The 12,692-nt window shown below is 38.0% G+C and carries 7 protein-coding genes; 4 read left to right on the forward strand and 3 right to left on the reverse strand.

The genetic code is table 11. The annotated features are described in order from the left end of the window. Positions 1-22: 22 nt before the first annotated feature. A complete protein-coding gene (locus MMF97_RS10155) occupies positions 23-5,605 on the reverse strand; it encodes an alpha-2-macroglobulin family protein (protein WP_243362115.1) in 5,583 nt (1,860 codons plus the stop codon). A 320-nt stretch (positions 5,606-5,925) separates the two neighbouring features. On the opposite strand from MMF97_RS10155, the gene MMF97_RS10160 reads away from it, so the two are divergent. Next, positions 5,926-7,809: a DNA topoisomerase 3 gene (locus MMF97_RS10160; RefSeq protein WP_243362118.1), complete on the forward strand. Its 1,884-nt coding sequence runs from the start codon at positions 5,926-5,928 to the stop codon at positions 7,807-7,809. A 95-nt stretch (positions 7,810-7,904) separates the two neighbouring features. Here the strand turns inward: MMF97_RS10160 and MMF97_RS10165 are convergent, their stop codons facing one another. Next, on the reverse strand, positions 7,905-8,438 hold the full coding sequence (locus MMF97_RS10165) for a hypothetical protein (RefSeq protein WP_243362121.1): 534 nt from the start codon (positions 8,436-8,438) through the stop codon (positions 7,905-7,907). 69 nt (positions 8,439-8,507) lie between these two features. Further along, positions 8,508-9,311 (reverse strand): hypothetical protein, encoded by an 804-nt coding sequence (locus MMF97_RS10170; protein ID WP_243362123.1) that lies wholly within the window; start codon positions 9,309-9,311, stop codon positions 8,508-8,510. A gap of 295 nt (positions 9,312-9,606) precedes the next feature. Between MMF97_RS10170 and MMF97_RS10175 the strand changes: the two genes are divergently transcribed. The 3 genes from MMF97_RS10175 to MMF97_RS10185 all read left to right on the forward strand — a co-directional run bounded on the left by MMF97_RS10175 (position 9,607) and on the right by MMF97_RS10185 (position 12,542). Then, the gene (locus MMF97_RS10175) at positions 9,607-10,950 is read left to right on the forward strand and encodes an amidohydrolase (RefSeq protein ID WP_243362124.1); all 1,344 of its coding nucleotides are present in this window, start codon (positions 9,607-9,609) and stop codon (positions 10,948-10,950) included. A gap of 79 nt (positions 10,951-11,029) precedes the next feature. After that, positions 11,030-11,632, forward strand: coding sequence for an ankyrin repeat domain-containing protein (locus MMF97_RS10180; protein WP_243362125.1), 603 nt, complete (start codon positions 11,030-11,032; stop codon positions 11,630-11,632). Positions 11,633-11,651: 19 nt separating this feature from the next. Beyond that, complete coding sequence (locus MMF97_RS10185) at positions 11,652-12,542, forward strand: helix-turn-helix domain-containing protein (RefSeq protein ID WP_243362126.1); 891 nt, start codon at positions 11,652-11,654, stop codon at positions 12,540-12,542. The last annotated feature ends 150 nt before the right edge of the window (positions 12,543-12,692 follow it).

Consider the following 12,692-nt stretch of genomic DNA (forward strand, 5'->3'; position numbering starts at 1 on the left):
CAATGTGTGGCCCCGTCTTTAATTATTTTACTACCTGAACCCATTTGCCTGCCTGTGTAGCACTAATACTGTTGTTATACATGGCCTCGCAATATACAGCAGGTAAATAGTAACGTCCTATATACGATGCGTTGAGTAGTACTTTATAAGTAAGGCTTTCATGCTCACGTATGTTAAAATAGGTAAATACGCGATCGTCTCTTATATCCTGATAAGTGGCAGGCGAAGAACTTAAGAAGCCTTCGTTGTCATTTAACCTTGTATTGATGATTTCCCAACCAGAAGGGAAGATCTGGGTAAGTGCCATTTGTTCATAGTAACCCATATTTCCAGGGTTTTTTAGGGTTACTTCGGCATAAAAATCAGTTCCTTGCTTAATTACAGTAGGATCTATATCCTGACCTTTAAGCGTTTTATAACTTACACTCATGCTTAAGTTCTCGGCATTGTTAGGCAGAAAATCATTTTGTCCGTTGGCTGGCTGACCTTGCAAAACTAATCTAACATATAAGATATTATTACCTGTATTGGTTATTAGAGCCTGGTTAGACTTAAAGTTTAAGGCCTGGCTATTCATAAACTCATTGCTATTGGTATTTCCTTTTTTGCCATCTATCGTATAATTGTAGCTTAAACGTGTACCTGCTTTATTTTGTCCGCAGAATTTGGCAATGGCAAGCAATCCGTAGGCCGTGGTCTGTGTACTGTACCAGCTATCTTCGCCTATTTTTGCAGCAACACTTTGCATCAGTTTGGCGGCTTCTGTTTTTTGCCCCATCAGGGTAAGGGTTTCCATAATCATGGCTTCGTCGCGTAGGGTAGAACCATAAGTGCCACCTAACTGCTGATAAGGTTTAACCGTTTTATCGAGTCCACGTATTAAGCTAAGGGCTGCTCCGCTTTGTCCGGCCAATTGATAAGCTGCGGCTAAACGCCATTTTGCTGCTACACTTAAATACTGGAAGGCTTTTAAACGGTTCATAGCTGCCATTTCAGGTTTTTTGGCTAAGGCAAGTGTATATAAACGATAAGCTTGGTTCAAATCGCCACCATAAAAATTATCTGTATTTGGTGTCCAGTTGTTAGCCTTACGTTTCTGATAGCGTAGAATTTCATCTAGCATACCAACTGGCAGCGTATAACCAGCATTTTGGGCTTCTATTAAGAAATGCGATGCGTAATTGGTTCCCCATTCATCAGCCCTTGCTTCGCCTGGCCAGTAACTTAAACCGCCTTCTGTACTTTGAAAACCTTTAAGTTTGGTTATTCCTTTTTTAACATTGCGTTCTACCTCAGTTTTTTTCTGTTCGTTTAATGGTGTAAGCCTGTCTAAGAACAATTGAGGGAAAACGCCCGAAGTAATCTGTTCTACACAACCATGTGGGTATTGGATCAGGTAATTCAGTCTTTTTTGCAGGTTAATAGGCGGGATGGAAGAAACTTCTATGGTACCTGAGTTTGTTCCTGCCATACCTATGGCTTTGTAATTGATCTGCTGACTTTGGTTAGGATGCAGGGTATATGAAACCACATTGCTGATGTAAGGGTTCGGGTTCCTGATTTCTAATTCTACATCATAAACACTTTGCTCTTTTCCACTCCGGGCAATGACTTTAACTTTTGCCACACCAACTGCCTCAGGAGCGGTTACATTAAAATAGGCCATCTGCTCGCCAGCCTGTGCAAAATTAAGCTGTTGCGTATTACCTGAGCTCAAGATTAATTTATCACTTTGAATTTGTACCGATACGTTTTTAATGTTGTTATTGGTTGCAAATACGTTCACAGGAAGTACAAAATTCTCTCCCGCACCTATTACTCTTGGTAAAGTAGCATGCAACATCAAAGGATTTTTAACTTCTACCGATTTTTCGGCGTTTCCATAAGCGCCATCATGTCCGGCTACAACCATTACACGTATAGCACCAATATATTGCGGTAATTTAAATTGATGGGTCTTGTTTTCTCCTTTGTTGAGGTGGAATGGTCCCATAAACTTAACCACTGGTTTAAACCTATTGGCTTTTGCAGGATTAAGATTGCGGTTAATTGAACCATCACCGCCAATGCTCAATAGACGTTCTAAATTACCTCCCCATGCGCCTAAAACATAATCGAATAAGTCCCATGTTTTAACGCCTAGTCCCTCACGTGCGTAAAATGCCTGATGCGGCTGTGGTGTTTTAAAACGGGTAAGGTCAAGTAAACCTTCATCAACCATGGCTAAAGTGTAGGTCATTTCCTTGCCACTGCTCTCACTTATGGTTACGCTACTTTCTACTTCGGGTTTCAATACCGAAGCCATTTTGATTACAGGTTTTAAAATGGTTTGCGGGTTTTCTATATTTAAAGGAATAGCACCATACATACGTATAGGCAGATCGTTTACGGTTTGTGCATGTGGTTGTAATAAAGTAACATTGGCAAATACATTGGGAGCCCAGTCTTTTTCGGCTTTAAAACTGTACTGCGTTTGTCCTTTTTTGGTATCTGTCCAGAAAGTTTTTAATACCCTGCTGCCATTTTCTATAGAAATTAATGCCCTGCCGTTTTCGCCGGTAGGTATAGTAAGTACAATTTCTTCGCCTACATTGTATTTAGCTTTGTTGGCTGTAAAAGAAAGCATTGCAGCTTCTGTAGGATTGCTGGCCTGCTCTCGCTGGCTCCATCCCGGCCAGTCGATATACACAGATTTTCCAGCTGTGTGTCCACCATTACCATCTTTTACCAAAATCAGATATCTGCCCCATTCGGGCTCATCTATTCTGAAACTCCAACTTGCTTTACCGTTTACCAATTGTACGGTTTGCGATTTAATGAGCTTGTTGTATTCGTTTTGTGTAAAATTGGCATAGGTATCCTGATTATCCTGTTCCCACCACCAGCGCCATTGTACCTTGTACATTTCTACACGAACATTTTTATTGGTGGCTAAAAGTTTACCATCACGATTTACATTTACAATATCTATGCTGTGCGATTTACCCGTAAATAACATACCGCTAAGTTTTTCCCCTTCTGGAGCTTTTATACCGATATAACTGTTATATACATGGTAAGGAATGCTAAAATTATCGATGCTGAAATTACCTCCAGGTTCAAAAACCTTAGTGGTAAAATTAGCCCTTAATATGCCTGGAGCTTCGCCATTCTCACTTAAATTGGTATTTATGGCAGCTTCGCCGTTATCGTTCAATGTACCTTCAAAAATGGTTTTTACCTGCGATTGAAAATGGACCGTAGGATTGTCGAAACTATAGGCCTCAAAACCTTTGAATGTAGTTGTGGTGGTATTGAGATTTACATCTACTTTGGCTTTAAGTCCTTTGCCCGGAGTACCGAACAGCCATTTTACATTTAATTTGGCAGGAGCTGTGGCACCATTTCCTAAATAAGTACGACCTCCTAAATCAAAATTGATTTTAAGGCGATTAGGTACTACCGTTTCGATTTTTAAGTCCTTTGTAAATGTAGAACCACCCACTTTGGCTTTAAGGAGCCAGTTGCCAGTAGGGGCAGTACTTTCTGTTTTGGTTTTAAAAGTGTAAAATCCATTTAAGGACTGTGAACTGATTACCTTTTTGTCTAGTTGTCCTTTTGGATTGTACAGTTCAAAAGTAACCGGATAGTTTTGAGGCAATTTATTGAGTTTGTCTTCTAAAATGAAAGAAACAAATACACTGTCGCCCGGGCGCCATACACCACGTTCTCCATAAATAAAACCTTTTACGCCATTTTGCACCACATCGCCTCCTACATCAAAACGACTTAAAGGCAGTGAGTTGGCATCGTCTAAACGCAGGTAACCTCGTTCTTTATCTTTTTTAGCCACTAATAGAAAGGGTTTACGTTTCAGATCTAATGAAACTATGCCATCGCTACTTGTTTTTACTTGAGTTAATACTTGTTTCTGGTAGTCGAGCAGTTCTATGTTTACATCGGCCATTGGTTTGGCGGTGAGCAAATCTGTAGCAATAACCAGCATGCTGTTATCATTACCTCGTTTGGCAATTAAACCAATATTGGAAGCAATTAAATTACGACTAGCCCATTTTTCACGGGTGTAATAAGAAGGCGTACAAGGATTGTCACGCTCATCCCAACGGTAATTAGAAGGGTAGTAGCTGTTATAGGCCTGCCAAAATTCATCATCTTCATCAATCTTTTCGCCGTAGCCATAACCTTCTTCTTCATCTTGATTACCATCTGCTATTTTCTCTGTTTTTTCATCACAGTTATACAGATTATAGGCCTGCCTAAAACCTATGGTTACCCGATACATAGCACCGGGTTCGGTTCTTATGATTTTATCGAGATCTAAAGTGAAACGGGTTTTCTTGTGTAGATCAACAGATTTGTCTTCATCTAAACGGATGGTTTTTTGTGCAACGGGCCTGGCTACTCTGCGCAGTTCATTTTCATCTTTGTAATTGTTAGACTGGAAGAACTGAGGGATATTATTTTCATATATTTTAATAATGGTTACATCAACAGCTTTTAGGTTAACGGCTTCAAAAGGCAATACCAGTTTACCAGAATTAGGCATAATGCTACCTGTTCCGGCTATGGTTACAGAAGGCTTCTTGTTCTCAAAGATGATATTTGCAGTTTTGGCCGCTTCTAAATTCTTATCGTTAATGTTGGTGATGCCAGTGCTTACTACAACATTGTAATTGCCCTCAAGCACATCGGCTGCATAAACCTTTACCTGGCTGCCATCTATGGTATAACGTAAATCTTCTAAACTGCCTAAACTGATCAACCCATTTAAATCCTGACCCACATTTATAGGTTCACTAAATTGTACCAAAGCATAGTTGTCGGTTTCTTGCACAGGTTTGATATCTAAAACTTTAAAAATACCCAGTGCTGGTACATTTAATTTGAGCTCTCCTTTGCTCTCGCTGGCTTTTATGGGTTTTCCGTTCCATTTAAGGGTAATTCCTTGCTCTTGCCCGGTTTTTTTAATGCTGTCTATGGAGAAAGAAGAGCGGTGTTTTTCAGGATTATGAAACCATTTGATGTTTAGTTTTTGTCCGAAATCGATGCTTAAGGTCTGTTCAATTTCTTTTTGGTCTTCTTCATCGGCAGTGTAAACATCGCCCGTTAGTTTCATGTAATTTAACGAGGTATTATTTTGCGAAATTAAGCCATTCTGTGTGACCATCATTCCCGGTTTCATAATCTTAAACTCGAACTCAAATTCTTCCAGACCTTTTTCAACCGGAGTTAACTTCTCTAAATCTAAAGTAGCTGTATATTCCTGATCGGCTTTTAAAGGCTCATCTGGTCTGAATTCTATTGTCTGGGCATCTATCCAATAGGTTTTTCCTTTTATGCTGGGTGAGAAATCCAGTAATTTACGTTCATCGGGTTTGCCCAGATCGTTAACAGATTGTATTACACTAGCAAGGTGTACTCTTATGAAACTTTTTTTAGAAATGGTTCCTGATGTATAGGCATCTATATATTTTGCATAGGCTTGTTTATCTTTTGTTTTTTTTCTGCCGAAGAAATAAAATCCGGCTGCGGTTACCGCAATAATTGCCATTGCAGCAATAATAATGCGCTTAAAAGATTTGGTGTTTTTCGGGGTTTTTTCCATTTCTTAGAATGATTGAAAGATGTAATAGGGGCACAGAGCCTCATCCAAATATAATTATCAAACCTTAAAGTTTTAAGATTAACCCCTTTAAGTTGTAAATGTTTTAGTGATATAAATTAATCTCATTAATTTTTAAAGCTCTGTATTGGGCATTTTTAAAGTGTTTGGATAAAATGATAACGATTACATAACATTTCCTTCAATTCAAAATCTGTTTTTATCTAACTAAAACACAAACAGATAAACTGCTTGTTGAGTTGAAACACATCCGAAAACTATATTTTTTCAGATATTTAACGTTTCATTTGTGAAAGGGAAGCATGAAAGTTATCATAGCAGAGAAACCATCGGTTGGACGTGAACTGGCAAAAGTTTTTGGCGCAAATACTCGTAAAGACGGGTATATTGAAGGTAAGGGATATTCCTTTACCTGGGCCTTTGGGCATTTGCTGCAACTGGCACCGCCACAAGAATATGGCTATTATGGCTGGCGTAGAACCAATTTGCCCATGCTACCGCAAAAATTTAAACTCTCCATTCGGAAAGTAAAAACCAAAGACGGTTTTGTTGAAGACCCGGGTGTAAGAAAACAACTGGATATTATTCAAAAATTGTTTGATGAAGCATCTGAGATCATTGTAGCAACCGATGCCGGGAGGGAAGGGGAATTGATTTTCAGGTATATCTATTCTTATCTCAAATGTAAAAAGCCTTTTAAGAGGTTATGGATATCTTCACAAACCGACGAAGCTATCAAAGATGGTTTCAGGAATTTAAAACCGGGTAGTGAATATGATACCTTATTCAGTTCGGCTCATTGCCGATCGGTTTCAGATTGGTTGGTAGGAATGAATGCTACTCAGGCATTAAGTTTGTCGGCTGGAGGAAAAGATGTGCTGTCATTAGGTCGTGTTCAAACGCCTACGTTGGCTATGATCTGTGCCCGTTATCTCGAAATCAAAAACTTTGTCCCGAAAATATATTATCAGATAGCTATACAGGTAGATAAAGACGGGCAGGTTTTTAAAGCCATATCTGCCGATAGTTTTGATACCAAGGAAGCTGGTGAAGAAGTATTTGCAAAAGTTAGGGATGTAGCATCGGGTTTTGCAGCAGGCGCCCAAATTGTTGATGTAGAAGCCAAACCTAGAAAAGAACCACCACCTTTATTGCATGATCTGAGTTCGCTGCAACAAGAGGCCAATAAAAAATATGGTTATACAGCTGATCAAACTTTAGGGCTCTTGCAAAATCTGTACGAAAGTAAGCTGGTTACCTATCCACGTACAGGCAGTCGTTATATAGGAGATGATGTTTTTGCTACGGTTCCGCAACTGATCAGCAGTTTACTGGAACATCCTGCATTCGGTAAACAGGCAGGTAATTTACAGGAAGCTAAATTAACCAAGCGCAGCGTAAATGCTAAAAAGGTAACAGATCATCATGCTGTATTAATTACGGGTGTAAAACCTACGCATTTAAGCAAAGATCATCAGGCTGTTTATGATTTGGTAGCCGGACGTATGTTGGAAGCTTTTCATCAGGAATGTATCAAAGAGATCACTAAGATTACGGTAGAATCCGAAATTCTATTTACGGCCAATGGTACCGTGATAAGAAGTGCAGGATGGCGTTCGGTATTTAACGATACAGAGGATGATAAAAAAGATGAAGACAATACTGCTTTACCTAAAGTAAAAAAAGGAGAGGAGTTGCCTCTTGCAGATAAAGCATTACTGGAAAAACAAACCAAACCTAAAGCCATGTACAATGAAGCTTCTTTGTTAAAGGCTCTGGAAACCTGCGGAAAGGATATTGAAGACGAAGAGCTTAGAGATGCGATGAAAGACAGTGGTTTGGGTACGCCTGCAACCCGAGCAGCCATTATAGAAACCCTGCTAACCCGCGAGTATATCATCAGGGAAAAAAGAAATTTAGTGCCTACAGCCAAAGGCTTGGCGGTATATGAGGTGGTAAAAGACAAGCAGATTGCACAGGCTGAACTTACCGGACAATGGGAAAAACGATTGGAAGAAATACGTTCAGGTGCTTCTGTGCAAGAATTTAAAGCTGAAATCTTAGATTACACCAGAAACATTACGCAAGAACTTTTAGTGGCTGGTATATCATTAGGTCAAAAACCTGAACAAAAAGCCAACAGTAATGCTACTGATTTAGTAGAACCTGAAATAAATTCAAAGTAATATTTAATTCATCTAAGTGTTCCAAGGAACAGATTTATAAATAAAGGCAGGTAAATTAACTTTCACCTGCCTTTATTTCTTGAAAAGATTAGCTCTTACTTCACTTTCTTTGCACTATACCACGTGTTGCCATCTTTAATATAGAGGTCTGCTTCTTTTGGTCGGTCATGTAAACCTACTTTCCAGTTTTTCTTTTCTTGGGCATTTATCATTTCAATTGGGTAATCCTTGTCTCCTGTAAGGCGCCATTTTCCTTTGATTATTTTTTGATCCCAACTGCTGTTCCAGATATAAGTGCCATCGGCGTTGATTTTTATGCTTCCGGGCAATACACCTGTTCCGGCAGAATTGTGTATTACATTTTGTTGGCGACTATAATCCGGTACAATAAAAGAAGTACCGGGTACCCAATAATAATAAATTCCGTAGAATTTGTTTAGGTTGCTTGCAGCATTAGACGAAGCTGCAACGGGCTGCGTGTTTTTCTGAAGGGGTGCAGCAGGTTTATCTGCACTAATGATCCGGGCTTTAAAAACTTCGGGTTCTTTACTTTGTGCAAAACCATTTAAAGTTGCCAATAAGCAAGTTACTGGTAACAGGATTTTGAGATAATTAAGCGTTGTTTTCATAGAGAAGTTAAATTATTTCTTGAAATCGGTTAATTAAAATTAATCAATAAGTTAAAATATTAAGGACAATTACTGACTGTTCTTATCAGTTGTTTTGGTAGTACTGATGCCGTCAAAACTGATGTTGATGCCAATACCTAACCAGGGTCTTTTGTTGTAGATCCACTCAACTTCCTTATCTTTCTTTCCTAAGAAATCCCAACCCACAAAAAGCCCAAGATTTACATATTTATCAGGTTTGATTAGTGCGCCTAGAGAGGTTGTGAGTGCCGAAGCGGTACGGTTTTCTGTAACTTTACTGTTGTCGCTATCTAAATTAATTCTGGTAAGACCCAATCCCCACGAAAGATCAAGCCATGATTCCGGCTTTGTTTGTTGCCCAAATCCAAATACCACATTGGCCTGTAGAGAAAGTGCGGTTTCAAAGTCGAAATCGTCACTATTTATTCCCCTTAACCTGAAAGGGATGGTATAAGCGCCTACTTTTGCACCTTTATATTTTTGATATAGCCTATTGGTTATGGTCATGAAATTTTCTTTTTTCATTTTAAATATCTTACCATCATTATATTTAGATTGTAAGGAGCTATCCTCAAATTCCCAGTATTTGTAATATACATATCCCTGTTTTTCATAAAGTGCTTTTATTTTATACCCACCAGGCGGCACTTTCTGATCTGTTATGCCTTCTTGTTTATTACCTCTTTCGTAAAATAATTCTTCAAGCTGGAGGCCGTTTAAATCATATTTAAATTGATAACTCACATTGATAAGCGCTGCGGTATCTTTTTTAGTGGTATCTAAGATTTTTATTTGCGCATAGGAATATGTACTGATCAGTAAAATTCCTATAAAGGTTAATTTTATTTTCATGGCGTTAAGATTATAGGATTAATAACCTATTTTTTGATTGGAGAACGAGAGCAAGTGCAGTGTTATAAGAATGTGATCGGAATATCTTCTGCAGATCTTTAATATAAAGATACTGAATGTCAGGATAGATAGAAATACCTGTTAATAGGTATTTTTATTTGCCTTATAAATAAAGCACATACAATGTAAATAATTAATGTATTTATTAAAGTAGTTATAATTTTTACAAGTCTTCTTATAAAAGCTACTCAAAAGCATATGTAGTGGAAATTATCTTTGTGAAAAAAGAGTACATATGTCAGATTCAACAAAATTATCACGTAAAGCTTTTATCAGGAATTCGGCCCTAACTGTAGCGGGGATGGCCGCAATACCTGATGTGCTTTCTGCCAGTGAGCTACCAAAAGAAGCGCATCCTACTGGCCTTTATTCAGATAAAAAAGATATGATTTTAAAAAATGTTCGTTTAGAAACTGGTTTTGAATATGATGGAGAAGAAGTAGTAGCTACCAAAACCGCATTGTTCTGTGTAGAAGTTGCAAACGGAAAGATTACAAAAATATATGCCAATAACCCTAATGCCAACGCCATAGATGCAAAAGGCATGCTTATGTTGCCTGTCTTTAAGGATATGCATATTCATTTGGATAAAACATTTTATGGCGGACCATGGAAAGCAGTGCGAAAGAGACAGGGTGGTGTAAAAGGTATGATTGCATTAGAGCAACAGATTTTACCCGAAATGCTGAAAACCTCTACCTATAGGGCAGAGAAACTAATAGAGCTTTTACAAAAGCATGGTTCGGGTTATGCCAGAAGCCATGTAAATATAGAGCCAACTTCTAAGCTCGATTCATTAAAGAATCTTCAAAAAGCGCTTGAAAACAAGAAGAATACCTTCGGTGCAGAACTGGTTGCTTTTCCACAACATGGTATCTTTTATACAGACTCGGCGCAACTGATGAAAGAAGCGGCGGCAATGGATATAGATTACATAGGTGGGGTTGATCCTTATACAGTTGACGGAAGTGTTGAAAAGACGATGGATTTTATTGTACAACTGGCACTTGACAGTCATAAGGGTATAGATATCCATCTGCATGAAACTGGAGAATCGGGGCTAAAAACAGTTGAATACTTAATTGATAAAGTAAATGAAAATCCTGTTTTAAAAGAAAAAACGTTTTTAAGTCATTGTTTTGTACTGGGGCGTTTAGATAAAAATAAACAGGAAGAAGTGATTGCTAAATTGGGCAACGCCAAAATAGGCATTGTTTCTACCATACCTTTTGGCAGTTTGATCATGCCTATACCATCATTGTACAAACATGGTGTAAATGTGGCAACCGGTAACGATAGTATTATAGATCACTGGAATACCTGGGGAACTGGAAGTGTATTGCATAAAGTCAATTTAATGGCCCAGTTGTATGGCTATGGTTCAGAATTTAACTTGTCGAGAAGTTTAAAATTAGCTACTTATAATGTATTGCCTTTAGATGATAATGGTAAACAGCAATGGCCAAAAGCAGGTGATGATGCCAGTATGGTATTGGTAGATGCCAGTTGTTCTGCAGAAGCTGTATCACGTGTATCAGAAGTAAAATCCCTGATCTACAAGGGGAATAAAGTATTTTAACTTTGTAATGAGGAACCTAACTTTATTTTTAATCTTATTATTTGCAAATGCCTGTTCGGGGCAAACAAAACCGATAAATATGAATAAAAACCAGAAATCGGTCATTATAGAGGCAGTGAAAAATAACCGCTTGCAAGAGGTAGAAACGCTATTGAAGCAGGGCATTGATGTAGATGTTCAAAACGAGCATAGACAATCTTTATTGTTGACGGCTACACATGAAGGCTATTTTGAAATGGCAAAATTATTGGTGTTTTATGGCGCAGATGTTAACAAACAGGATGAACAATTGGATAGTCCGTTTTTATATGCCGGCGCTTCGGGACAAACAGAATTTGTTAAGCTTTTCTTAACTCATGGTGCACGTTTTGATGTATTTAATCGTTACAATGGCACTGCTTTGATCCCGGCTTGTGAGCGTGGACACGTAGAAACGGTGAAAGTTCTGACTCAGACATCAGGTTTTCCTATTAATCATGTTAACCGATTAGGTTGGACAGCATTGATGGAAGCAGTTATATTAGGAAATGGAAGTGAGAAATATCAGCAAATAGTTACTATCTTAGTCAATGCAGGATGTGATATTGACATTGCTGATAAAAACGGGGTAACACCTTTACAGCATGCCAGATCGTTGAAATACGATAAAATCGTTAAGATCCTGGAAAATGCCGGTCATTAATTTTTAAATAAGGCCCGACATGACGTTAGACTTCTGTTTTCATATGGTAGAAAATGTAAATGATAAACCAGATTATTTTCCTGTTTTAGATATACAGGAGTTTAACGAAGGCAGGGTAGGGCAAGATGTGTTGTTTCATGAGTTGAATGGTGAAAGAACGATAGAAAAACCGCATAAGCACGATTTTTTTATGGTGATTTTGTTTGGACAGGCAAAGGGGATACATGCTATAGATTTTGTTGAGCACCCAATAGCCAATCATCAAATTCATCTTGTTTTTCCTGATCAGGTACATAAATGGCATATTGAATTGCAAACCATGGGTTATCAGTTAATGATCGGTCGGGAATTGTTCGAAAGTATATCCCCTTCGCTTCGTTTTTCTGCTTCTTATTACCATCAGCATCCGGTACTGAATATCTCGAGCGAAATTTATGGCAGGTTGTTGTACGAGTTTAAAAATATTCAGAGAGAGCTGGGTGAAGAAAATGTTTTTGAAGATCTGGTTAATGCACGTATCAGGATCATGATGCTTTTGATCAGTCGAGAGGCTGAAAAAATGTTCAGACATTCTCGAACTCATCATTTTAACCCCTTAATATCTAAGTTCATATTGCTTGTAGACAGTTGCTTTAAAAACGAACATTCGGTGGCTTTTTATGCAGGTAAATTGAACATTTCATCAAATTACCTCAATATTATCTGTAAAAAGCATTTACAGCTTTCAGCATCTTCTTTAATTCAGAACAGAGTGTTGTTAGAGGCAAAACGTTTGCTGAAAGCTTCTAATCTGTCTATAAAAGAGATTGTGTATGAACTTGATTTTTATGATCAGGCCAGTTTTTCCAAATTTTTTAAACTGCATACAGGAATGACACCCTCGCAATTTAGGGGTAATAAAATGGATTAATGCGCTTTGCAGACTTAGAATGAAATAAACCAGATAGATATGGAATCTGATTGTTAAAATATTTTGTTTATATGTTTGTGTTTAACTGTTAAAAGTTCTATATTTGCACCTCGAATAAAAAAATAAATAGAAATAAATTAATTATTTAAC

The sequence above is a fragment of the Pedobacter montanisoli genome (assembly GCF_022809115.1).
Taxonomy (GTDB): Bacteria; Bacteroidota; Bacteroidia; order Sphingobacteriales; family Sphingobacteriaceae; genus Pedobacter; species Pedobacter montanisoli.